The organism is Colwellia sp. PAMC 21821 (genome assembly GCF_002077175.1).
GTDB lineage: Bacteria > Pseudomonadota > Gammaproteobacteria > Enterobacterales > Alteromonadaceae > Cognaticolwellia.
In genome coordinates this window covers 843,265-867,272 of sequence record NZ_CP014943.1, presented here as the reverse complement: position 1 = coordinate 867,272, position 24,008 = coordinate 843,265, and the positions used below count along the sequence as shown (strand labels likewise).

Here is a 24,008-nt window from a genome sequence, read left to right as displayed (position 1 = left end):
TGATATGCCTATTGCAGATATCTCACAACCCTTGCTAACTACGGCTATGGCTGGCGCAATTTTACCGCAACTCATTATTGCGTTTGGCATAACATTAGCGCTGCTATTGGTAGCCTGGAAAAGATCGCAACGCACTATTGTACTTTTTACCTTTTTTATACTTTTCGTTTCATTAATCGCAAATGTGAGTTTACTTACAACTTTTGCAAGCCACGTAAGCCAGGCAATCCAAGTAACACAGTTACTGAAAGTAGACGGTTACAGCACTTTTGCTTTTAGTTTAATATTAATTTCAGCCATAGTGGCTTTACGTATGAGCCATAGTTTCCTAAAAGCGCATATAGAAGTGCACGACGAGTATTATTTATTATTATTACTGATGGTACTCGGGGCGGGTATTTTGGTGACTAGCGACCATTTTGCTAGCCTATTTTTGGGCTTTGAACTGTTAAGCATCAGTTTGGTTGGTTTAGTAGGTTATCATCGCGAAAGTCAGTATAGCGTGGAAAGTGGTTTTAAATACTTAGTATTAAGTGCCACAGCCTCAAGTTTTATGTTGTTAGGTATCGCCTTTATTTATAGCGTTACCGGTGATTTGAGTTTTAATGGCGCGATACCCAGCGAAATATATCATCAGCAAGGCTTAGGAATATTTTTTCAGTTAGGGCTATTATTATTTGTTTCTGGTATTGCCTTTAAATTATCAATTGCACCATTTCATTTCTGGACACCTGATGTTTATCAAGGTGCACCAACGCCAGTAACGCTATTAATGGCGACTATTTCAAAAGTAGCTATGTTCGTGGTTTTGCTTAAATGTATTATCGCTCAGCGCTATTTATTGCTGGAGAACTTTCAAGTTTTTTTGATGTCATTTGCTGTAATTTCCATGTTATTGGGTAATGTGATGGCGCTTAAACAGCAAAATTTGAAACGCTTGCTCGCCTATTCATCAATAGCTCATATGGGTTATCTACTGATTGTGATCATTGTGACTTCTGAGCAAAGCTTGGCGTTTACTTGGCAAAGTAGTTTATTTTACTTAGCGGCTTATACCGTCGCTAACTTGTCTATTTTTATCATTATTGCCTTAATTCAACAGCAAAATACCCGTTCGTCTTATCAAGAAGATATTTCACTGAACGACTTACAAGGTTTGTTTTGGCGAGCACCGAGTTATGCGGTATTGATGATACTTGGCTTGCTGAGCTTAGCCGGTATTCCTTTAACCATGGGCTTTATTGGTAAATTTTATATTTTAAGTCAGGCAACTATTGCCCATGCTTGGTGGTTAATTGCGATGCTTATTATCGGCAGTGGTATTGGTTTAGCTTATTATTTACCGATGATTTTTAGAATCTTTGCCGATGCGCCAGTACCCAATATTCCTTTAGTTCGCGGTAAAACTAATAAAGGCAACAGTCATATTATAGAAAAAGCATTAGTTTATAGCTTCATTACATTAGGCTTAGTTTTTGGCATTCTTCCTGAAGTGATTAATTAACTGATCAGTTCTTAGTTATTATTAGTTACGAATTCGCGAATTAATTGTTATTTTAACCAAAATATATCAACACTGAGTTTTTATATGTGAATGTTTATTCTTAAATGACTAATAATATTGCCTTTTATTCTTTGGCGCGATTCTTGATTGTTTGGTGCATACAATTATAATAATCGATAGTTTACAAGGAAATAGACCAATGAAATTAGCTCAAACATTACTTTTGATATCAGGCGCAACCTTTTTAAGTGGCTGCATTGTTATAGCAAGCCCGTCTCATGCCAATTACCACAGCCAACAAGAACTGATAATTGATGCACAAACGCTTAACGCATTGGATGTTGAAGCCGGAGCGGGCGCTTTGGTGATTTCTGGTTCTGACCAAGTGACGGAGATCACCGTGGTCGCTGATATATATGCTTAAGAACGTAATGCAGATGACTATGAATTAACCTTAACTAACTCAGGTAAAAGTGCGATTTTAGTGGCTAAAATCAACAGCAGTGGTTTTTGGCAGGGTGATTCGCCACATATTGATATTAAAGTAACGATGCCAAGTCACTTAATGTTGAACGTCGATGATGGCTCTGGCGCGATAAACATTAGTAATATTACTAGCGCGGTTCAAGTGAAGGACGGTTCAGGTGAACTGACCATCAAAAACATTAAAAGCGACCTTGATATTAACGATGGCTCAGGTGGCCTTTATATTAGTCAGGTCATTGGTAATGTAACTATTGTTGACGGCTCTGGTGAAATAGAGATTAATGATGTTGATGGCAATCTTGATATTGACGATGGCTCAGGCGACATTTTTGTGAAAGGTGTATCTGGTAGTGCGGTTTTCGAAGACGGCTCAGGAGACTTAACAGTTAAAAAAGTAGGTGGTGTAATAACTATCGATGACGGCTCTGGCGATATCGATGTTGAGCAAGCTGGTGGTTTAAAAATACTTGAAAGTGGCTCTGGTGGATTACGTGTTAAGCAGGTAAAAAATAGCGTTGAAATTGATAGTTAACGTATAAAAACTTAAGTCATCACATCTAGTTAAGAGCAGCCTAAAGTGTCAGTTTTAGGTGTTTTAAGCTATTTTTAATGTTAAATAGCGTTAAATGTACATTATAACTTGTATAATTTAGCAGTATCTGTATAATGCGCGGCTCTGTAATCGTGAATCGAAATAGTTTCTAAGAGAAACTCAGATAATTACAGAATTTTTAAAATGAGTGGGGTATATCCGCCCATAGACTTGCCCAGTTAACTTTTCAACGTTAACGTAATGAATGTGCCTTAAGTCTTCCTGGTGGTTTCCTCGTATATGTACGTAGGAATTTTGGCGCATAGCCAGTTTCTACCATGAGAAGACAAAATTATATGACTGATCTTAACAATGCCTCTGTAGGCTTTGACGCCCTTGGTTTGCCTGAAAACTTAGTATCTGCTGTAAAAGCACTAGGTTTTACATCATCTACACCAATCCAAGCGCAAACAATTCCCCCTTTACTTCAAGGTAAAGACGTTCTTGGTGAAGCACAAACCGGCACAGGTAAAACTGCTGCCTTTGGTCTGCCTGCACTAGCAAAAATTGATGTGACGCTTCGTAAGCCACAATTAATGGTGCTAGCGCCAACACGTGAATTAGCCATTCAAGTAGCAGAAGCGATTGAAACTTTTGCAAAAGACATGAAAGGTTTAAAAGTAGCCACTTTATACGGTGGTCAATCTTACCAACCACAATTTCAACAACTAGAACGTGGTGCACAAGTTGTTGTTGGTACACCTGGTCGTTTAATGGATCACTTACGTCGTAAGAGCCTTAAATTAGATAACTTATCATTTTGTGTGCTTGATGAAGCTGATGAAATGTTAAACATGGGCTTTTTAGAAGACATTGAGTGGATCCTTGAGCATCTACCTAAAGAAACACAAATGGCGTTGTTCTCTGCAACCATGCCACCGCAAATTCGCAAAGTAGCGAATCGCTTTTTGAAAAATCCTGAGCATATTAAAGTTGCTGCAGTGAAAAAAGAAAAAGCCAATATTACACAATACGCTTGGAAAGTTAGCGGCATTAACAAAATGACAGCTTTAGAGCGTATTGCTGAAACTGTTGAATACGATGCAATGCTCATCTTTGTACGTACTCGTAATGATACTATTGACGTTGCTGAAAAATTAGAACGTGCAGGCTATGCCTCTGTTGCCCTAAACGGCGATATGAACCAAGCACAGCGTGAACGTACTGTTGACCAACTTAAATCAGGTGTTTCATCAATTCTTGTAGCGACTGATGTTGTTGCTCGTGGTCTTGATATTCCACGCCTTTCATTAGTTATTAACTATGATTTACCAGGTGACAACGAAGCTTACGTTCACCGTATAGGTCGTACAGGCCGTGCTGGTCGTAGTGGTACAGCGATTTCATTTGTTCGTCCACGTGAAATGTATTCTTTACGTCATTATGAGCGTTTAACCTCTGGCACGATTGCGATGTACGACTTGCCTAATATTCAAGAAATTGGTAAAGCCCGTATCGAGCGTACTTGTACTGAGTTAGCGTCTATTGTTGCTGATAAAGAATTAACCGCAATGCGTGAAATTATTGAAACAATGGCGAGTGAGTCAGAACTTTCAATGACAGATTTAGCGGCAGCGTTACTTTATCAAAAACAGTTAAAGCAACCATTACAACCGAAAGAAGATCCTAAGCCTCGTCGTGATGCACGTGAAAGAAATGATCGTGATAGCAGTGGTCGCAATGATGCACGTGGTGGTCGTAACGATAGTCGTGGCGGTCGCAATGAAGCTCGCGGTGGTCGTCCTGATAGTCGTAATGAAGGTCGTGCAGAGCGCGCTCCTCGTAAAGCGAAAGTGGCACGTTCAGACGTTGATTGGCAGACTTACCGCTTAGAAGTAGGTAAAGAGCATGGTGCACGTCCTGGTGATATCGTTGGCGCAATTGCTAATGAAATATCTTTGGACAGTAGCTACATCGGTGCTATTAACTTACACGACAAGCATAGTTTTGTGCAGTTACCTAAAGGTATGCCTGAAAAGTCTTTTACACAGTTAAAGCGTGTTCAAGTTCGTCGTCAAGCACTCGCTATTACGGTATCAGATGTACAGCCAGCAGCTGAGCGTCCAGCACGCCCACGCAAAGAGCAACGCACTAACTAATCATTTGTGTAACTAGTATTGTAAAAAACGCCAACGCTTCATTAGAGTTGGCGTTTTTTTTCGTCTGATGAATATGAAGCCAAAAAAAATGCATTCGACTTTTAACAGTTTAATAGTTTGTTTGATGGATACATAACACCCTAGCTTTTCAATTAGTCATTATGTTAATAGATACGGTTGTTATACCTAGTTGATGAATTAGCGTTAACACTGACTAGAAAATGGAGAGAGAAAAGTGGAGGTTATTGGCGTTTATCAATATTATTAGTAGGCTGTTTTAACGAAGATTTTGAGGGTTATCTGAACGATTTGTAGTAGCTTAAATTCACTGTAAATATAATGTTACACCTGTGGGCGCTGCTAGCTATAGCTTACGATCATCACAGCTGTCTATTAGTCTACTTTACACGTAAAAATAGATTTACGCTGCAAAAAATACCAGTTTTTTCATTCACTTCCTCTATGTCGAAATCACGGTAATAATCGACTTATTGCTACAGTGAGAGAAACAACTATGACAGACTTATTAAACCCACTAAATTTACGTGGTATCGAATTTATTGAATATGCATCGCCAGATTCTGATTTTATGGCTGATGCTTTTTATGGTTTCGGCTTTTCAAAAACAAAAAAATTCAAAGGTCGTGATATCGATTACTTTAATCAGAATGATATCCATTTTTTCTTAAATCATGAGCAAGCGGGTTTTTCTAAAGAATTTGCTAAAAGCCACGGTCCAGCAATTTGTTCAATGGGTTGGCGTGTAGAAGATGCTGACTTTGCTTTTGAACAAGCGGTTGCTCGTGGCGCTAAATCAGCGCAAGACGTAGATAAAAAATTACCTTATCCCGCTATTTTTGGTATCGGCGATAGCTTAATTTACTTCATCGAAAAATTTGGCGCTAAAGGTTCAATATATCAAGATGACTGTGAAGATATTGCTGAGCCTGTATTAGTGAAAGATAAAGGCTTTAAAGCTGTTGATCATTTAACAAATAATGTTTATCAAGGCACAATGGAGCATTGGGCTAATTTTTATAAAGATATATTTGGCTTTACTGATATCCGTTATTTTGATATCAAAGGTGAAAAATCAGCGCTAGTTTCATACGCCTTGCAATCTCCTTGTGGCACTTTCTGTATTCCAATCAATGAAGGTAAAGGTACAAGCAATAACCAAATTGACGAGTATTTAGATGAATACAATGGTCCTGGTGTACAACACTTAGCATTTATCTCCGATGATTTATTAGGCTCGTTGGATCAATTAGACAAGGGCATTATTGATACCTTAAATATCGTGCCAGAATATTATGATGATGTGTTTGATCGTATTCCTTGGGTAAAAGAAGACCAACAACGTATTCGTGATCATCAAGTATTAGTGGATAGCCAGAAAGAAAATTCTTACTTGTTACAGATATTTACTAAGAATATTTTCGGACCTATCTTTATTGAGATGATCCAACGTGTTGATGACCAAGGTTTTGGCGAAGGCAACTTCACCGCTCTATTTAAGTCAATTGAGCTCAACCAAATAGAGCGTGGCGTTCTTTAAGCCATTAGCTTAATAAACGCGACCAAGAGCCAGCTTATGCTGGCTTTTTTGTTTCTTATATTTTGTCATGGACAACATTTATTCACAGGGAGAAACAAAGAGGACTGAAGGAAGAAGCGCAAAATCATCATTATGCCCACTAAAACTCCATTATCTTCACCCTGTAAAATTTAATCTTTATATACCGTGGCGAAATTTTAGGCGACAACTAAATGTGTTTTTCAAGTTAGTTGTCGCCTAAAGTTAAACTTTTTACCACCGAGCACTCTAAGGTAAAAACAATAGTTCAAAATATCCTACCACCGAGGCACCGAGGCGCTATGCGCTACACCGAGAAGTTACAAAAAATAAGTAACATGAATTGTAAGATCTTACCCCATAATTTTTTTTCGGGGTCTTAGCTCTTCTCTGTGCAGGACGAAGTCCCTCGGAGCCTCGGTGGTAGAATATCTTTTATGTTTTAGACACCGCCAACCAATTACACCAATTCCCCAAATTAAAAACCAAGGTCTTTAATTCGATAAGTTAGCGAAATTAGCTGACAAGTTTTTTCCTGTGTTCAGCTCATTCAGTCCTCATTCTATTCTCCGTGTGAACCATTTTCATCGTTGTTTTACACGTTAACTAATGTGTACCTGAGCCTACTTTATATGTTTTTATATTTTGTCATGGACAATATTTATTCACAGGGAGAAAACAAAGAGGACTGAAGGAGGAAGCGCAAAATCATCATTATGCCGCTGAAACCCTCATTCTTTTCTCATTCTCTTCTCCCTGTAAAATTTAATCTCTACTTACAATGGTGCAGCTTTAGGGGCTGAATAACTAAATGTGTATCTGACCCTGACCTATCCCCACAAATAAACGATAAGAATCAATAAAATAATTTAAAAAGCAGGGAACATTCATGACGTTTAGTGATCAGATCTATCGCCAAACAAATACAACCAGGAAACGCCATGAATGTCCGCTCTATTTTGAAGAAAACAATTACGCTTGTCACCCCTAAAATGCACGCCCGTCGCAGAACTTCATTAATAAGTTCAGTTGATAGCTTATTAAATGGTGCCTCAGCCACGGTGACTAACCTTGGTAGAGGAATAAATTCTAAAGCAAAAGAAAAGCACCGGATAAAACGCGCTGATAGATTGTTATCTAACACCAATTTACAAAATGAGTCCTTTTCTATTTACCAAGAACTCGCCAAATACACGGTTGGCAAAGCCAAGCGGCCGATTATCTTAGTCGATTGGTCCGATTTAGATGAGTATAAAGGCCATTTCTTACTGCGCGCTACTTTAGCGTCACATGGAAGAGGTATATGTGTTTATGAAGAAGTGCACGACATTAGCACTAAAGAAAAACCCCAAACGCACATTAAATTTTTGAGCCATTTAGCAAAGGTTATCGATAAAGACTGCTGCCCTATTATTGTCAGTGATGCAGGATTTAAAACACCTTGGTTTCGATCGGTATCAGCTAGGGGCTGGGATTATGTAGGAAGAGCACGTTTGCCGAACTTCTATAGTTTAGATGATTCAAATTGGCAGAGCATTACCCATTTTTACAAACGGGCAACCACCTGTCCGACGTCTTATTCTGGGACCATTGCCAGAAGCAATCCTTTGAAATGTCGATTAGTACTTTATAAGCAGAAAAAGAAAGGAAGAAAAGATATGAATCAACTAGGTGCACCGAGGAAATCAAAAACCTCAAAGACTTATAGAAAGTCAGGAAACGACCCATGGCTATTGGCTACATCGTTGCCACAGGGGAAACAATTAGCAAAACGAGTCATGAAAATTTATCGTTTACGTATGCAAATTGAAGAAGGATTTCGAGATATGAAAAGTCATCAATTCGGGCAAGGATTTGAGTACAATAAAACAACTAAAACGAGTAGATTATCCATACTCATTCTATTATCAAGCATTGCGCACTGGTTATTAATGGCGATAGGATTAGCGACAAAAAATGAGAATAAACATAGGCAATACCAAGCTAACAGCTTGAAGAGTGACACAATACTATCGCTGCATTTTATTGGACTGCGCGTTGTTGCGGACAGGTATGCAAAGTTAACGATAAAGACGTTTTTAAAAGCGGTCAGGCAGCTCCACTTATTTGGTGGAGCTTATATCATTGAGAGACTCTGATATTTTGTGGGGATCGCTCAGTATCTGACCCCACTTTATACAAGTTAGTTGTCGCCTAAAGTTAAACCTTTTACCACCGAGCACTCTAAGGTAAAAACAATAGTTCAAAATATCCTATCACCGAGGCACCGAGGCGCTATGCGCTACACCGAGAAGTTACAAAAAAATAAGTAACATGAATTGTAAGATCTTACCCCATAATTTTTTTTCGGGGTCTTAGCTCTTCTCTGTGCAGGACGTAGTCCCTCGGTGCCTCGGTGCCTCGGTGGTAGAATATCTTTTATTTTTTAGACACCGCCAACCAATTACACCAATTCCCTGAATTAAAAACAAAGGTCTTTAATTCGATAAATTAGCGAAATTAGCTGACAAGTTTTTTCCTGTGTTCAGTTCATTCAGTCCTCTTTGTTTTCTCCGTGTGAACCATTTTCATCGTTGTTTTACACGTTAACTAATGTGTACCTGAGCCTACTTTATATGTTTTTATATTTTGTCATGGACAACATTTATTCACAGGGAGAAAACAAAGAGGACTTAAGGAGGAAGCGCAAAATCATCATTATGCCGCTGAAACCCTCATTCTTTTCTCATTCTCTTCTCCCTGTAAAATTTAATCTCTACTTACAATGGTGCAGTTTTAGGGGCTGAATAACTAAATGTGTATCTGACCCCACTTTATAAGTGATTACTCAGCCTTGCTATATTTCAGGCACAAAAAAAGCGCCAGAAGGCGCTTTTTTACGGTAAGTACTAAGCGTTATTTGCTTAGAGCTTCACCTAAATGAGGGCGAATATCTTTTAAGATTTCTTTGGCTAAACGTGGGCTACTTGCAACTATGTTACCCGAGTTGCTGTGATTATGACCACCAACAAAGTCAGTGACTAAACCACCAGCTTCGATGACCATTAATTCACCAGCAGCAGTATCCCATGGCTTTAAGCCAATTTCGAAATAACCGTCAACGCGTCCAGCAGCAACATATGCTAAATCTAACGCGGCAGAGCCAGCGCGACGCATATCTGATGTTTTACCGAAAAGTGTTTTAAACATTTCTAAATAAGCATTAGTGTGTTGCTTATGTTTGAAAGGGAAGCCTGTCGCTAAAATAGAACCTTTAAGTTCTTTAGATTGTTTCACGCGAATACGGAAACCGTTTAATTGAGCACCTTTACCACGACTTGCCGTAAATAACTCACCACGAATAGGATCGTAGATCACTGATTGATCTAATTTTCCTTTAACTTTTAAAGCGATTGAAACCGCAAAGTGTGGAATACCTTTAACGAAGTTAGAAGTACCGTCTAATGGATCAATAATCCACTGATAGTCACTTTCTTTACCTTCTATAATGCCACACTCTTCACCAATAATGGTGTGGTGTGGGTAAGATTTTTGAATTGTTTCAACAATAGCTAGTTCAGCACTTATATCAACATTAGTAACGATATCGTTAGTACCCTTAGATTCAATTTCAATCTTATCTACTTGTTCAAAAGCGCGCAGAATTACTTTGCCCGCAGCACGTGCAGAGCGCACGGCAATATTTAGCATCGGATGCATTATCGACTACCCTATATGTTGTAAAATGTCATAAACAGCTATGTAAAAGAACGAGGTTAATTTTAAAAGTCATACTGAGATGAACCCCCAAAATTAAGCGCGCGAATTATAGCAAACTAATTATCAATTTGCGACATTCTTATTTATTATTCAGCAACTGATGTTGATGAGGCTAAATAAAGTAATAGCATAGGATGTCTAAGTTACTATGTTTTCTTTACCTTATAAGAAAAAGAACTAGCCCAGATTGATAAACACGCAAAAGGGCTGATTTTTTCACAGTACAAGGATAATGTTCTGTGTTAACATTATCGACAATTTTAGCCGTCTAGATAGGTAATGACCTTAGCCAATTATAAAAGTGCTAACGGGATATTGCCTTCGAATTAAGTAAGTGTAGATAATGTCAGATTCTTTATTAAGTAAAGTACGTATCGTTCTCGTTAATACCTCAGATTGTCGTAATATAGGCTCTGCCGCTCGTGCCATGAAAACAATGGGCTTAACAGATCTTGTTTTAGTTGACCCGATTGAAATGCCTAATGGTCAAGCACAGGCTTTAGCAGCAGGTGCAACTGATGTGTTGAAAAATGCCAGAGTTGTATCGACCCTTGAAGAAGCAATTGATGATTGTGGCTTAGTGGTTGGCACAAGTGCTCGTTCTCGCACATTGCCTTGGCCGATGTTAGAACCTCGCGGTTGTGGTGAAAAACTGATCACAGAAGCACAAGAGTATCCTGTAGCATTAGTTTTTGGTCGAGAGAGTAGTGGTTTAACGAATGAAGAATTACAGCTATGTCACTTTCATGTACAAATTCCAGCTAACCCTGAATATAGCTCTTTAAATTTAGCAATGGCGGTACAAACGTTAAGTTATGAAGTGCGGACTAGCTTCTTGATCCATCAAGAACAAGCTTTTACGTCAAATGACCAGGAAGAATATCCCCTTGTTGATGAAACAGAGCGCTTTTATCAGCATTTTGAAAATGCACTTAAGCTAACTGGCTTTATTGTGCCTAGTCATCCTGGTTTGGTGATGACCAAGCTGCGTCGTTTGTTTAATCGTGCTCGACCAGATGTAAAAGAATTGAAAATGATGCGTGGTATTTTAGCCTCAGTTGATCGCGCTGCGAAAAGCTCTAACACTGAAGAAAATAAAGATTAATCATCGCTTTGGTTGGCAATTTAAATAAGTTATTCACCATGGTTATTGGCTAGAGAATTAAGGAACGTTGTATGTTTGACCGCATGAAAGAAGATATAAACAGTGTATTCGACCGAGATCCTGCAGCACGCAATGTATTTGAAATTTTAACTAACTACCCCGGTTTACATGCTGTTTGGTTTCATCGTATAAGCCATCGTTTGTGGAGATATAACTGGAAATGGTTAGCGCGTTCGCTGTCGACTTTTTCCCGTTGGTTAACCGGCATTGAGATCCATCCGGGTGCTACCATTGGTCGACGATTTTTTATTGACCATGGCATGGGCGTGGTTATTGGTGGCACAGCAGAAATAGGTGATGACGTAACACTTTACCAAGGCGTTACGTTAGGCGGCACAAGTTGGAAAGAAGGCAAACGTCATCCGACCTTAATGGACAATGTTGTTATTGGTGCAGGCGCTAAAATTTTAGGTCCAATTACTATTGGTAAGAACGGCAAAGTTGGCTCTAACTCAGTGGTAGTAAAAGATGTACCTGAAAATGCAACAGCGGTTGGTATTCCAGCGCGTATCGTTAATTCAAGCAAGGATAAAGGTGACGCTGAAAAGCGTGAGAAAGTAGCAAAAAAATATGGCTTTGATGCTTATGCTGTTGCTACCGATAACCCTGATCCGGTCGCTAAAGCTATCGGTCGTTTACTTGATCATATGCATTTAATGGACAATAAAGTGTCTGATTTATGTCGAGAAGTAAATCAACTCGGCGGTGAAGTTTGCCAAGAAGCATTACCTGAATTAAGGGTGGGTGAGTTTGACGAAGATGAAAAAGCAGCAGCAAAACGTCGAGAAAGTGTGACAGAATCTTTTGACCCAACAATCTAGCGAAATTTTGTCATTTGCAAGGTAGATATATTCATAAACAGTATTAGTATATTTTCCTTGTGATAGCGCTATTTATGCACAGGTAACTTAAACATTAGGGCGATAAAAACCGCTAATGTTCCTCCTTTTTATTGACTAATTATTTAACCCGCGTAGAATACTTGAGTAAATCACTCGGGTATTTAGTTGACTATTTTATAAGGTTATGTAAAATTGCGCAGCAAATTGATAGGGGTAGTAAATGAAATTGACGTCTAAAGGCCGATATGCGGTAACAGCGATGCTTGATGTGGCTATACATGCCGTAACAGGTCCTGTGCCATTGGCTGATATTTCTGAACGCCAAGGCATATCTTTATCATACTTAGAGCAACTTTTTTCTCGACTTAGAAAATACGGACTGGTTAATAGTGTTCGTGGCCCAGGTGGCGGCTATCGTTTAGGGCAATGTTCGGCGCAAATTACGGTTGCTGATGTTATCAACGCTGTAGATGAAAGTATCAATGCCACTAAATGTGGTGGTACAGGTAACTGTCAAGACGGTCAACAATGCTTAACGCATTATTTATGGACTGATTTAAGCGATAGAATTGAAGATTTTTTAAAAAGCATTTCACTTGCCGAGCTCGTCGAGCAACGAAATGTAAAAATAGTGTCACAACGACAAGATGAAGCGACAGCGAAAGCTCGAAAATCACCTTCGTTAGAGACCTTAATTACCACTCGCAATATTATGAATGACTGGCATTAATCGCTAGTACAATTGGAGAATATTAATCAATGAAGCTTCCTATTTATTTTGATTACTCAGCGACCACACCGGTAGATAAACGTGTAGCTGAAAAAATGATGCAATACATGACCACTGATGGTTTTTACGGAAACCCAGCATCACGTTCACACAAATTCGGCTGGCAAGCAGAAGAAGCGGTTGATATCGCACGTAATCAAATTGCTGATTTGATTAATGCTGACCCACGCGAAATTGTAATTACCTCAGGTGCGACAGAGTCGAACAACCTTGGTATTAAAGGTGCAGCTAAGTTTTACAGCAAAAAAGGTAAGCACATTATTACCTGTAAAACTGAACATAAAGCGGTATTAGATACTTGTCGTGAGCTTGAACGTCAAGGTTTTGAAGTAACCTACCTTGATCCTGAAAGTAATGGTTTAATTGATTTAAACAAATTAAACGATGCTATGCGTGATGACACTGTATTGGTCAGTATTATGCATGTGAATAACGAAATTGGTGTTATTCAAGATATTGCCGAAATTGGCGAAATGTGTCGTGCACGTAAAATTATATTCCATGTTGATGCTGCGCAAAGTGCCGGTAAAATCAACATTGACTTACAGCATTTAAAAGTTGATTTAATGTCTTTCTCGGCTCATAAAATTTATGGTCCAAAAGGTATTGGCGCACTTTATGTTAGTCGTAAACCTCGAGTTCGTCTTGAATCTCAAATGCACGGCGGTGGTCATGAGCGTGGTATGCGTTCTGGCACACTAGCAACTCACCAAATCGTGGGTATGGGCGAAGCATTTAGAATTGCCAAAGAAGAGCTAGCACAAGACGAAGCACACGTGACAAAAATGCGTGATCGTTTATGGGCAGGTTTAAACGATATGGAACAAGTTTTTATTAACGGCGACGCTGACAAACGTTACCCAGGTAACTTAAATGTTAGCTTCAACTTTGTTGAAGGCGAATCGTTAATTATGGCGTTGAAAGACTTAGCAGTATCTTCAGGTTCTGCCTGTACTTCTGCAAGTTTAGAACCGTCTTATGTACTTCGAGCATTAGGGCTAAATGATGAAATGGCGCACAGCTCAATTCGTTTTAGCTTCGGTCGTTTTACAACAGAAGAAGAAATAGATTACGCCATTGACCTGATTAAAAAGGCAATTGGCCATTTACGTGACATGTCACCGCTTTGGGAAATGTTCAAAGACGGTATCGATTTAGACTCAATAGAGTGGGCTGCTCACTAGAGCACTAGGAGAAATATTATGGCTTATAGCGAAAAAGTAATTGATCATTATGAAAATCCACGCAACGTTGGTTCTTTAGATAAAAACGACCCTCAAGTTGCTACTGGTATGGTTGGCGCACCCGCATGTGGTGACGTGATGAAGTTACAACTTAAAATTTCAGCTGACGGTATTATCGAAGATGCTAAATTTAAAACTTACGGTTGTGGCTCTGCAATTGCCTCAAGCTCATTGGTAACAGAATGGGTTAAAGGGAAATCAATTGATGAAGCAGGTGAAATCAAAAACACCGCTATTGCAGAAGAACTTGCCTTACCGCCAGTTAAAATTCACTGTTCAATCCTAGCGGAAGACGCAATCAAAGCGGCAATCGCAGATTACCGTAGTAAGCACAAAGCTTAAGCTGGAGACTAACTATGAGTGTAACGATGACACCTGCCGCATCTGACAGGGTAAAATCGTTTATCGAAAACCGAGGCAAGGGCCTTGGTTTACGATTAGGTATTAAAACAACCGGTTGTTCTGGTTTAGCTTATGTACTTGAATTTGTAGATGAGCTAAATGAAGACGACACGCTGTTTTCTATCAATGACTGTAATATCATCATTGATGGCAAGAGCTTGGTTTATCTTGACGGTATCGAACTTGATTTTATTAAAGAAGGTTTGAACGAAGGCTTTAAATTCACCAACCCAAACGCTAAAGGCGAATGTGGCTGTGGTGAAAGTTTTAATGTTTAGTGATCAGTTAACTTCACTGGAGTTGTTGTGAATTATTTTGAATTATTTGGTTTAGACATTCAATTTGAACTTGATTTGGCTAAGCTTTCAACACTTTACCAAACATTACAAAAAAAAGTACATCCTGATCGCTTTGCTCATGGCTCAAGCCAAGAGCAAATGCTTGCCGTGAAAAAATCTACGCTGATTAATGATGCATACCAAACGCTAAAAAAACCACTAAAACGTGCGCAATATCTATTAGAATTGCGTGGCGTTAATATGCCTAGCGAGCAATCATCTTTTGGTGATGTGAGTTTTTTAATGCATCAAATGGAATTGCGAGAAATGCTAGATGAAGTCAAGCATGCTGATGATGTTGACGCCGCTGTATCAGAGGTATCACAAGTGTTTGATTCAGAATTCCAGCAACTGTTTAATCAATTGCAAACTCAATTGGCAGATAACACGGCCGAGTCAAATAACTTAGCCTGTGACAATTTAAGAAAACTTAAATTTTATCAAAAGCTTCATGTCGATCTCGATAAACTCGAAGAGTTTTTACTTGATGACTAGGCTAGATGACTAAGCTAGAAAATTAAGACGTTAATAACTGCATTTTCTTTGCTATTAAAAACAATGTAGTTATTAATAAAAAATCCGTAAAACTATTACCTAACGAGCTTTTACAATGGCATTATTACAAATCGCTGAACCTGGGCAAAGTACCGTTCCTCACGAGCATCGACTAGCCGCAGGTATTGACCTGGGTACGACAAACTCTTTAATCGCTAGCGTAAAAAGTGGCTTAGCTGAAACTATTGTTGATACTAATGGCCTTGATATTTTACCGTCAGTAGTGAGTTATCAAAGCAATGGTATTTTAGTAGGCCATGACGCAAAAGCGTTCGCTGTCAGTGATCCTGAAAATACTATCGTCTCGGCAAAACGCCTGATTGGTCGCTCTAAGGCCGATATTACGACCAAGTATGCATCACTTCCTTATGCCTTTTGTGGTGATGAAAATCATCCCTCAATTGCGACTCGTTCTGGTGACGTGAACCCAGTACAAGTGTCGGCAGAAATACTTAAAAGTTTAGTGCAACGCGCTGAATCATCGTTAGGCGGTGAGCTTACCGGTGTGGTCATTACTGTGCCTGCTTATTTTGATGATGCGCAACGCCATAGCACCAAAGACGCGGCTAAATTAGCTGGCGTTAATGTCTTACGTTTACTGAACGAGCCAACAGCGGCTGCCGTTGCTTATGGCTTAGACACTGGGCAAGAAGGCGTTGTAGCTGTTTATGACCTGGGCGGCGGCACATTTGATATTTCAATATTACGTTTAAATAAAGGTGTATTTGAAGTGTTAGCGACCGGTGGCGACTCTGCTCTGGGCGGTGACGATTTTGATGGCATTTTGGTTGAACATCTTATTAATAAAGCTGGTTTAGTGCGTCCATTATCGACGTCAATGGAGCGACAATTAACTCAGCAAGCGTGTTTGGCCAAAGAGCAATTGTCGAACGTCGATAATGTTGAAGTTTCGTTATCACTTGCAGAAAATAAATCGTGGACTGGCAGTTTAACCAGAGTTGAGTTTGAGCAACTTATCGCACCATTGGTAAAGAAAACATTGCGAGCATGTCGTCGGGCAGTTAAAGACGCAGAGCTGGTTATTGATGATGTGATTGAAGTTGTGATGGTTGGCGGTTCAACGCGCGTGCCATTAGTGCGTGCTGAAGTAGAAACCTTTTTCAAACAACAGCCCTTAACCTCAATTGACCCTGACAAAGTTGTGGCGCTAGGCGCTGCTATTCAAGCAGATATATTAGCGGGCAATAAGCCAGATAGCGATATGCTATTGCTAGATGTTATTCCTTTATCATTAGGCCTAGAAACTATGGGCGGCTTAGTTGAAAAGGTTATAACGCGCAATACCACTATTCCAGTGGCTAAAGCGCAAGAATTTACCACTTTTAAAGATGGTCAAACTGCCATGGCAGTGCATGTATTGCAAGGCGAACGTGAGCTAGTTGACGATTGTCGTTCGTTAGCGCGCTTTGAACTGCGTGGCATTCCAGCAATGACTGCGGGTGCTGCCCATATTCGTGTTACTTTTAAAGTAGATGCAGATGGTTTGCTAGAAGTATCGGCCATGGAAAAATCAACTGGTGTAGAGTCGAGTATCACGGTTAAACCAAGCTTTGGTTTAGAAGCTGATGAAATCACTAACATGTTGAAAGACTCTATGGAAAATGCTGAACAAGATATGCAAGTGCGTATGTTGAAAGAACAGCAAGTTGAAGCTTTACGCGTTATTGAGTCGATTCAAGCGGCGCTTTTAGCTGATAGTGCTTTATTAAATGGCGCAGAGAGTAGCGCAATCAATAATGCTATTGCTGCACTTAAAAAGATAAGCCAAACAGGTAATGCCGATGAAGTTGAAGCGGCAATAGAGAAATTAAATAATAGTACTGCCACATTTGCTGAACGTAGAATGGATTCTTCTATCAAAACAGCACTTTCTGGCCATTCAGTAGACGAGGTTTAGTTAAATGCCACAGATTATATTTTTACCCAATGAAGAACTTTGCCCAGACGGCGCAGTAGTACAAGCCGAAAAAGGTGAAAGCGTGTTAAATGTAGCGCTTAGAAATGATATTGGCGTTGAGCATGCGTGTGAAAAAGTTTGCGCTTGTACCACTTGTCATATGATTATTCGTGAAGGTTTCGACTCTATTGAAGAGGGTGATGAACTCGAAGACGATATGCTCGATAAGGCTTGGGGTTTAGAGCCAGAGTCACGTCTAAGTTGCCAAGCATTAGTTGGCGATGAAGATTTAGTTGTAGAAATTCCTAAATATACTGTGAATATGGTTTCTGAAAACCACTAGTTTCAGTTACTTGAATTATAAAAAAGGGTGATAGCATGCGAATGTTATTACCCTTTTTTGATCCGAGCTAATAGCCAAAAAAGATTAATCAACTGGGTATAATACCAATTGAAATAAATAATCGATCATTTTAAGGCGGTTTAAATCGTCAATAACTGCGTTTTTTTCAATCACACACGCCCGCTATTACTCGACAATTGCTCCTGCATTGTTCTACTTACGGGCATCCATGCCCTAATCAATCAAACGCCTTGCCTGCAGGGATAATGGTATGGACCCACTCCAACTTTATTTCCGGCCTCTTTAGGGCCAAAATGAAAGTGACAACAATCATTTATAAAAGCGGAGTGGATCAACATGAAGATTACTACAATCGGTTTAGACATTGCAAAATCAATTTTTCACATGTTCGCTGTGAATAAAAATGGGCGATTTGTAAAAAAGAAACAATTAAGAAGAAAACAAGTGTTGAGTTTCATGGCAACATTAGAGCCTTGCCTAATTGTAATGGAAGCTTGTGGCAGTGCGAACTACTGGGCTAGAAAATTTATTGAATTGGGGCACCAAGTAAAACTTATTGCGCCTCAATATGTAAAACCCTTCGTTAAAGGCAATAAAAATGATTATAACGATGCCGAAGGTATTGCAGAGGCAGCGCAACGCCCGACCATGAGGTTTGTGCCAATTAAATCGATAGAACAACAAGATATTCAAAACTTCCATCGACAACGTGAACGCATAAAGAAAGAACGTAAAGCATTAGCAAGTCAGATACGAGGCTTGTTAGGAGAATATGGCATTGTCATCAATAAAGGTATTTCTGCAATTCGCAATGAACTGCCGGATATTTTAGAGGATGCGACAAATGAGTTAACGTATTTAAGTCGGGAGATATTTAATGAGTTATGGCTTGAATTTCAAGTCACAGAAGTGAAGTTTAAAGCGTGTGAAGTTCGCTTAAACACGATGAATAAAGAAAATGAAATATGTGTTCGCTTAGATGAAATATTAGGTATTGGAGCAATCACAGCTAGCGCTACTTATGCAGCTGCAGGAGATGGAAAAGACTTTGTAAATGGTCGACATTTTTCGGCATGGCTTGGGCTTGTTCCTGGGCAGCATTCAACGGGTGGAAAGGCCACCTTACTCGGTATAAGTAAACGCGGTAATAGTTATTTAAGAACACTATACATCCACGGGGCCCGGGCAGTATTAAGGCACAGTGAAAACAAAACTGACCGATTTAGTTTGTGGGCACAAGCGTTAAAATCCCGACGAGGACACAACAAAGCATGCGTTGCTGTGGCGAATAAAATAGCAAGAATGGCTTGGGTAATAATGGCGAAGGGGGAAAGTTATCGCCCGGCTATATAAATAAAGCTCAAAACTGAAGCAAGTTAGATTGGTTTCAGTGATGAGATAACAGTAAAACCCTTTTACTTCAGTTGCAAAAGATAAATTAATCGGATGGTAAGATAGTCAGACTGGCTTGCACAAAACCTGGTACCTGCATTGGCTAATAAAAAGCCGGAGGGATGATGAGGAGTGTGAGCGCAAACAACCATCGGGGCCAGAAGGTAAAAATCCTTCATAAACAGGCCGGATATATGAGAGCAATGATTTTCTCTTACATAACGATTAAATGTCTTGCAAACGGAGTGGGTCCATATATGCAGGTACTTATGTTTAGTCTGGAACAATAAACATGTATTCTTGAACAATTTATCCTCGCTTAAAATTGGTCAATAACTTATTACATTTGGTATAATATATCACCTCTTTTTCATAGTTGAAAAATTACACCAATAAATTCAATGTGTTGAATAAAGTTGAATTTAAAGTTAATTATTTGTTAAATTTTATTGTTCTAGTCAATAGACACCTCATCAAAAATTTGCTCTAATCAAAAAATAAAAAAATTCGCACGTTGAATTATTAATATCAATTAAGCGAATATTTAACTATTAGGCATACTCACTTTGTCCGAACTATCTAAATCACAAACGATAAAAAGTTTAACTATTACTAATCAGTTTGCTACTGATATTTTATTATTAAATACCCCTAATGAAGTTTGGCAATATTTAGCGCAAAATATTGTTGAAAAGCTAGGTTTTGACGATGCTGTTATTTACACGTTAGACGAAGGGGGGAAGACCTTAAGTCGAATGTCAGGTTTTAAAAAAAGCACATCAATTAATAATGAAAAAATCAGTAATACTCAGCTAAGCGATACCTCATCTAACTTAATGGTTATTCCTTTCAACCAAGGGGTTATCGGTAAAGTAGCAGCAACTAAAAAATCTATTCTGGTCAAAGACACGCGTGAATTCGAAAGTTATATTGTTGACGGTGAGGCTACATTATCAGAGTTAGCCGTGCCTATTTTATTTAAAGAGCAATTATTAGGAGTCATTGACACCGAACATGCTCAAGTAGATTTTTACACCGAATATCACCTAAAAACATTGACCGCACTGGCGTCTATTGCTGCAATGAAAATATCTCAAATCATCAAAGTTGATGGCTTAGAAGAGATTATTGAAAATTTAGAATATGCTAACAAAATACAAGATGCTTTATTTGAGATTGCTGAACTTACCTTTAAAACTAAAACAATGGGTGAGTTCTATCGGCACTTACATCAATGTATTGGGCGGCTAACGTTCGCCAGGAATTTTTTTGTAGCTTTACTTAAAGATAATGGAAAAACCATCGAATTTCCTTATGCTGTAGACGAGTTCGACCAAGATATCGTCGATGAGTTTGACCAAGGAAAAATATTTGAAAAAGTGGCTATTGATCCTGAAAATTTAAGTATTACCGGCTATACCTTGTCAAAAGATAAACCTTTTTTATTATACGAAAAAGATATTCAGGCAATGCTAGACAGTAAAGAACTCTATATTCTAGGCAGCATACCTAAAGCTTGGCTAGGTGTGCCTTTTGGTAAAGGAGATAATAAAGGTATTGTCGTTGTACAAAGCTATAGTACTGACTTTTTATTCCAAGAAAAAGACAAACAGCTCTTATCTTTTGTGGCAAAACATATCAATAATGCGATTGAAAGAATGGAAGCACAACAAAAGCTTCAGTTTTTAGCATTACATGACCCTCTCACAGACTTACCTAATAGATCACTATTTAAAGATAGAATCCAGCATGCGTTTTTACATTGCGAGAACAATCGTCACGACAATATAGCGATCCTGTTTATTGATGTAGATAGGTTTAAACAAGTTAATGATACTTATGGTCATCACGTTGGCGATAAACTGCTTATTGCCATTGTGAAGTCGATCAAAACCACATTAAGGAATACTGATACCCTAGCCCGTTTAGGGGGAGATGAATTTGCTATTTTACTTGACGGTAAAATTGATCATGAGACCATTTGCCGCATAAGTGAAAATATAATTAACGCGATGGCAGAGGCTTTCAATATAGAGGGCTTGAATGTTTCCAGCAGTCTAAGTATCGGTATAGCAACTTATACTAATACCAGTGCAAATGCAGAACAATTATTGATAGATGCTGATCATGCAATGTATCAAGCTAAGTTAAAAGGGCGTAATCAATATGTATTTTTTGAAGCGCTTGAAGAACAAAATAAATCAACCAATGTTAAGCTCGAATATGATTTCGAACGTGCGATAAAAAGCCAAGAGTTTATTGGGAATTATCAGCCTTTAATTAACTTTGCTACTGGTGATGTCATTGGCGCTGAAGTCTTAGTGCGTTGGCAGCATCCAAAGTTAGGACTATTGCCTCCTGATGTTTTTATCCCGATTCTAGAAAAGTCAGGACAAATAGTTCAGCTTGATCTTTACATGCTAAAGTTGGCCGTTAGTAACCTAAACCTTTGGGCAGATTGGTTACCAGATAAATTTAAGCTTAATGTTAATGTGTCAACATCAGGTTTTGCGTCGAAAGAATTTATTACCTATTTACAAGAGCAGCACCTAAAGTCTGCAGATATTACTTCCCGCCTATGCGTAGAAATTACCGAAGAAAGCTTAATTTTAAACGTTGATGCAGTGAAAAATCATTTAGAGATATTGAAAAGACTGAATATTCTAGTGGCACTGGATGATTTTGGCACGGGTTATTCATCGTTAAGTTACTTACATCAATTTTCTTTAGATTATTTGAAAATAGATAAAAGCTTCGTGGATGATTTAAATGAAGTGAGCAATAAAGTATTGATATTAGATGCTGTAGTTAATCTCGCTAAAGCGTTAAAGATAAAAACTACCGCAGAGGGGATAGAAACCGTTGAGCAATATCAAAAGCTTAAAGAAATTGGCTGCGATGTAGGTCAAGGATACCATATTGCAAAACCACTGCTTGATACTGATTTTAAGTGTTTTCTGTTGAACCACTATAATCGACGTAAAATTGCCTGAGTTATATTTACTCAGCAGTGAATATTTTTACGCTGAGACATAAATTACTCATTATCAGTTGTTTATTCGTAATAGCTAATTTGAAAAATTAAAAATACATCGAAAACTAAAACAGATATCAAAATAATATTTGAATAACGCTAATATTTAATTTCACATAAAATGCAAAATGCAAAATGCAAAAGATAAAAGGTAATAGCAGCGCTGTTATTACCTTTAGTTCATTGGAATTGTGTTCGACTAATTTGTCACTTGGATTTGTTCAATTAAACTTTCTCGCTGAGCGGAATCCATGTCCATAGCAAAGTCTAATTGCACCAAATTGTTTTTGTGATATGCGTTTGATGGCGCGTATTGCCATTGCTCTAAGGCTGTTTTTGCGACTTTATCGAAGACATAAGCGGGCACAGCATGCAATATTTCAACATTTTTCACCATACCAGCGCGATCAATATCAAACTTCAACACCACTGACCCTTCAATGTTTTCTGCCGCTGCTTTCAGTGGGTATTTGGGCTCAACTCTGTAAGTGGGCTTTATATCATTTACCTGTGTTGGTGGTAGGCGGCGCACTCGTTTTTCATCACTTGGCGAGACACTAAGTTGTGCTTCTGTCCCTGGGGTAAATCCTTGATTACCCGCAAAACTAACACCGGATAACAAACTCACCGAAACTGCTGATATCACCACCATTGCTAGCTTTGTCGCTTGAGTATTGGCTTTAATTTGTCTAATACGTTCAAACATCATTTGTTTATCTCCATATTTCTTAAAAGAAAGTTGCGCAAAGGCCATAGCGGGAGCAAATTCTGCCACTACTAATAACGCTTTGCTGTATGCAATCCTGCTTTCGGTCTGTTTGCGCGCCAGAACAATTTGGTCACAAGATAGTTCTTGATCTTGGCGGAACTTAAAATAAGCCAACCAGACCAAAGGGTGGAACCAAAAGAGCGCGACACAAAGTAGCGCCAATGTGTTCCAATAAATGTCATTGCGATCAAAATGACAAATTTCGTGTTCCAAGATCAACTTTTGTTGTGAGCGAGAAAAACTGCTAGCAAAGTTGGCCGGGATAATAATTTTTTGTGGGAATAAGCCCAATAACATAGGGCTATAGGCTGTATCACAATTATATGCTTTGAGCTTAAGCGGTAAGGTAATCGCAAGTGTAGTCTTATTAACTTCAGTTAATTGCAACTGACGGCTAAAGCGAATATGACTAGAAAGCCAGTTACCTATTACTAACAACAGGCCGAGTAGCCAAAGCGTTATTAAGCCATTGGGTTGAATATCAATAAACTGCTCTGTCGGCAATACTAGATAATGTTGCAAGGTGCCGCTCGGCGCTACAGCGACTTTGTGCCATGGCATAGGGACTAAATAAGTGAGTAGGGATAGCGGGATCAGGCCCCATAAGGCATAAGCTATTTTTGCGCCACCGTGTTTTAAAGTAAGCTTATGGCAAAGCAATATGAGCACTAACATAATTGTTAAAGGCCAGAGTAAATCTAATAACAAATTAATCATCTTTATGCTCCTGTTCCCAGTCCGCAATAATGGCTTTAAGTGCGGCAATATCATCTTTTTTTAAGCGACTTTGTTGAGCAAAACCAGTAACAAGAGGGGAGAGACGACCTCGAAACAGTTTATCGACTAGCGTTTTACTTTGTTTGACTAAATAGTTTTCCCGCTCAATTAAGGGAGAGTATAAATAACTGCGTTGTTGTTTTTCATAGCTAATGGCTTGCTTTTTTACTAAGCGATTGAGCAGCGTTTTTACGGTTTTTTCATGCCAAGGTTTACTGTCATTAAGTTTAGTAATGATGTCATTGGCGCTGGCTGGATTGTGCTGCCATAGCACATCTAACACTGCGAATTCTGCATCACTAATATCTGGAACTGAGTTTGACATGGCTATTTCTCTGGTTAATGAGTAAATACTAATATTACAAATGTAATCGTTGTATTTATAATTACACTTGTAATCGT

The 24,008-nt window shown here is 38.8% G+C and carries 20 protein-coding genes; 17 read left to right on the top strand and 3 right to left on the bottom strand.

What is annotated here, in order from left to right:
* Positions 1–4 precede the first annotated feature (4 nt).
* The 6 genes from A3Q33_RS03635 (at position 5) to A3Q33_RS03610 (ending at position 8,395) form a co-directional block, all read left to right on the top strand.
* Positions 5–1,504, top strand: coding sequence for an NADH-quinone oxidoreductase subunit N (locus A3Q33_RS03635; RefSeq protein WP_081178754.1), 1,500 nt, complete (start codon positions 5–7; stop codon positions 1,502–1,504).
* Positions 1,505–1,703: 199 nt separating this feature from the next.
* Complete coding sequence (locus A3Q33_RS03630) at positions 1,704–1,928, top strand: hypothetical protein (protein ID WP_081178753.1); 225 nt, start codon at positions 1,704–1,706, stop codon at positions 1,926–1,928.
* 60 nt (positions 1,929–1,988) lie between these two features.
* On the top strand, positions 1,989–2,522 hold the full coding sequence (locus A3Q33_RS03625) for a DUF4097 family beta strand repeat-containing protein (protein WP_081178752.1): 534 nt from the start codon (positions 1,989–1,991) through the stop codon (positions 2,520–2,522).
* A 356-nt stretch (positions 2,523–2,878) separates the two neighbouring features.
* A complete protein-coding gene (locus tag A3Q33_RS03620) occupies positions 2,879–4,681 on the top strand; it encodes a DEAD/DEAH box helicase (protein WP_081182259.1) in 1,803 nt (600 codons plus the stop codon).
* Positions 4,682–5,195: 514 nt separating this feature from the next.
* The gene (hppD, locus tag A3Q33_RS03615; RefSeq protein WP_081178751.1) at positions 5,196–6,239 is read left to right on the top strand and encodes a 4-hydroxyphenylpyruvate dioxygenase; all 1,044 of its coding nucleotides are present in this window, start codon (positions 5,196–5,198) and stop codon (positions 6,237–6,239) included.
* A gap of 917 nt (positions 6,240–7,156) precedes the next feature.
* On the top strand, positions 7,157–8,395 hold the full coding sequence (locus tag A3Q33_RS03610; RefSeq protein WP_231295619.1) for an IS4 family transposase: 1,239 nt from the start codon (positions 7,157–7,159) through the stop codon (positions 8,393–8,395).
* A gap of 757 nt (positions 8,396–9,152) precedes the next feature.
* Here the strand turns inward: A3Q33_RS03610 and suhB are convergent.
* Positions 9,153–9,956 (bottom strand): inositol-1-monophosphatase, encoded by an 804-nt coding sequence (suhB, locus tag A3Q33_RS03605; protein ID WP_081178750.1) that lies wholly within the window; start codon positions 9,954–9,956, stop codon positions 9,153–9,155.
* A gap of 403 nt (positions 9,957–10,359) precedes the next feature.
* On the opposite strand from suhB, the gene trmJ reads away from it, so the two are divergent.
* From trmJ to A3Q33_RS03550, 11 genes are all read left to right on the top strand, one after another.
* Positions 10,360–11,121: a tRNA (cytosine(32)/uridine(32)-2'-O)-methyltransferase TrmJ gene (gene trmJ, locus A3Q33_RS03600; protein WP_081178749.1), complete on the top strand. Its 762-nt coding sequence runs from the start codon at positions 10,360–10,362 to the stop codon at positions 11,119–11,121.
* Positions 11,122–11,192: 71 nt separating this feature from the next.
* On the top strand, positions 11,193–12,002 hold the full coding sequence (gene cysE, locus A3Q33_RS03595; protein WP_081178748.1) for a serine O-acetyltransferase: 810 nt from the start codon (positions 11,193–11,195) through the stop codon (positions 12,000–12,002).
* A 241-nt stretch (positions 12,003–12,243) separates the two neighbouring features.
* Entirely contained in the window at positions 12,244–12,753 is a 510-nt protein-coding gene (gene iscR, locus A3Q33_RS03590; protein ID WP_081148931.1) for a Fe-S cluster assembly transcriptional regulator IscR, read from the top strand.
* Between the two features lie 29 nt (positions 12,754–12,782).
* Entirely contained in the window at positions 12,783–13,997 is a 1,215-nt protein-coding gene (locus A3Q33_RS03585) for an IscS subfamily cysteine desulfurase (RefSeq protein WP_081178747.1), read from the top strand.
* 18 nt (positions 13,998–14,015) lie between these two features.
* Positions 14,016–14,399 (top strand): Fe-S cluster assembly scaffold IscU, encoded by a 384-nt coding sequence (gene iscU, locus A3Q33_RS03580; RefSeq protein ID WP_081178746.1) that lies wholly within the window; start codon positions 14,016–14,018, stop codon positions 14,397–14,399.
* Positions 14,400–14,413: 14 nt separating this feature from the next.
* Positions 14,414–14,737, top strand: coding sequence for an iron-sulfur cluster assembly protein IscA (gene iscA / locus A3Q33_RS03575; RefSeq protein WP_081148935.1), 324 nt, complete (start codon positions 14,414–14,416; stop codon positions 14,735–14,737).
* Positions 14,738–14,764: 27 nt separating this feature from the next.
* Entirely contained in the window at positions 14,765–15,292 is a 528-nt protein-coding gene (gene hscB / locus A3Q33_RS03570) for a co-chaperone HscB (protein ID WP_081178745.1), read from the top strand.
* 115 nt (positions 15,293–15,407) lie between these two features.
* Positions 15,408–17,270, top strand: coding sequence for a Fe-S protein assembly chaperone HscA (gene hscA / locus A3Q33_RS03565; protein ID WP_081178744.1), 1,863 nt, complete (start codon positions 15,408–15,410; stop codon positions 17,268–17,270).
* Positions 17,271–17,274: 4 nt separating this feature from the next.
* Positions 17,275–17,613: an ISC system 2Fe-2S type ferredoxin gene (gene fdx, locus A3Q33_RS03560; protein WP_081178743.1), complete on the top strand. Its 339-nt coding sequence runs from the start codon at positions 17,275–17,277 to the stop codon at positions 17,611–17,613.
* Between the two features lie 357 nt (positions 17,614–17,970).
* The gene (locus A3Q33_RS03555; RefSeq protein ID WP_081178157.1) at positions 17,971–18,987 is read left to right on the top strand and encodes an IS110 family RNA-guided transposase; all 1,017 of its coding nucleotides are present in this window, start codon (positions 17,971–17,973) and stop codon (positions 18,985–18,987) included.
* Positions 18,988–19,592: 605 nt separating this feature from the next.
* The gene (locus A3Q33_RS03550; protein WP_081178742.1) at positions 19,593–22,019 is read left to right on the top strand and encodes a bifunctional diguanylate cyclase/phosphodiesterase; all 2,427 of its coding nucleotides are present in this window, start codon (positions 19,593–19,595) and stop codon (positions 22,017–22,019) included.
* A 240-nt stretch (positions 22,020–22,259) separates the two neighbouring features.
* Here the strand turns inward: A3Q33_RS03550 and A3Q33_RS03545 are convergent, their stop codons facing one another.
* Complete coding sequence (locus A3Q33_RS03545) at positions 22,260–23,546, bottom strand: M56 family metallopeptidase (RefSeq protein ID WP_196798045.1); 1,287 nt, start codon at positions 23,544–23,546, stop codon at positions 22,260–22,262.
* Complete coding sequence (locus A3Q33_RS03540) at positions 23,539–23,931, bottom strand: BlaI/MecI/CopY family transcriptional regulator (protein ID WP_081178740.1); 393 nt, start codon at positions 23,929–23,931, stop codon at positions 23,539–23,541. Before A3Q33_RS03540 ends, A3Q33_RS03545 begins: the two co-directional genes overlap by 8 nt.
* Between the last annotated feature and the right edge of the window lie 77 nt (positions 23,932–24,008).

What these genes read in the sequence shown, in the direction of transcription:
- A3Q33_RS03635 (WP_081178754.1), top strand. Translation starts at nt 5, where the DNA reads ATGCCTATTGCAGATATCTCACAACCCTTGCTAACTACGGCTATGGCT.
- A3Q33_RS03630 (WP_081178753.1), top strand. Translation starts at nt 1,704, where the DNA reads ATGAAATTAGCTCAAACATTACTTTTGATATCAGGCGCAACCTTTTTA.
- A3Q33_RS03620 (WP_081182259.1), top strand. Translation starts at nt 2,879, where the DNA reads ATGACTGATCTTAACAATGCCTCTGTAGGCTTTGACGCCCTTGGTTTG.
- hppD (WP_081178751.1), top strand. Translation starts at nt 5,196, where the DNA reads ATGACAGACTTATTAAACCCACTAAATTTACGTGGTATCGAATTTATT.
- suhB (WP_081178750.1), bottom strand. Translation starts at nt 9,956, where the DNA reads ATGCATCCGATGCTAAATATTGCCGTGCGCTCTGCACGTGCTGCGGGC.
- trmJ (WP_081178749.1), top strand. Translation starts at nt 10,360, where the DNA reads ATGTCAGATTCTTTATTAAGTAAAGTACGTATCGTTCTCGTTAATACC.
- cysE (WP_081178748.1), top strand. Translation starts at nt 11,193, where the DNA reads ATGTTTGACCGCATGAAAGAAGATATAAACAGTGTATTCGACCGAGAT.
- iscR (WP_081148931.1), top strand. Translation starts at nt 12,244, where the DNA reads ATGAAATTGACGTCTAAAGGCCGATATGCGGTAACAGCGATGCTTGAT.
- A3Q33_RS03585 (WP_081178747.1), top strand. Translation starts at nt 12,783, where the DNA reads ATGAAGCTTCCTATTTATTTTGATTACTCAGCGACCACACCGGTAGAT.
- iscU (WP_081178746.1), top strand. Translation starts at nt 14,016, where the DNA reads ATGGCTTATAGCGAAAAAGTAATTGATCATTATGAAAATCCACGCAAC.
- iscA (WP_081148935.1), top strand. Translation starts at nt 14,414, where the DNA reads ATGAGTGTAACGATGACACCTGCCGCATCTGACAGGGTAAAATCGTTT.
- hscA (WP_081178744.1), top strand. Translation starts at nt 15,408, where the DNA reads ATGGCATTATTACAAATCGCTGAACCTGGGCAAAGTACCGTTCCTCAC.
- fdx (WP_081178743.1), top strand. Translation starts at nt 17,275, where the DNA reads ATGCCACAGATTATATTTTTACCCAATGAAGAACTTTGCCCAGACGGC.
- A3Q33_RS03555 (WP_081178157.1), top strand. Translation starts at nt 17,971, where the DNA reads ATGAAGATTACTACAATCGGTTTAGACATTGCAAAATCAATTTTTCAC.
- A3Q33_RS03545 (WP_196798045.1), bottom strand. Translation starts at nt 23,546, where the DNA reads ATGATTAATTTGTTATTAGATTTACTCTGGCCTTTAACAATTATGTTA.
- A3Q33_RS03540 (WP_081178740.1), bottom strand. Translation starts at nt 23,931, where the DNA reads ATGTCAAACTCAGTTCCAGATATTAGTGATGCAGAATTCGCAGTGTTA.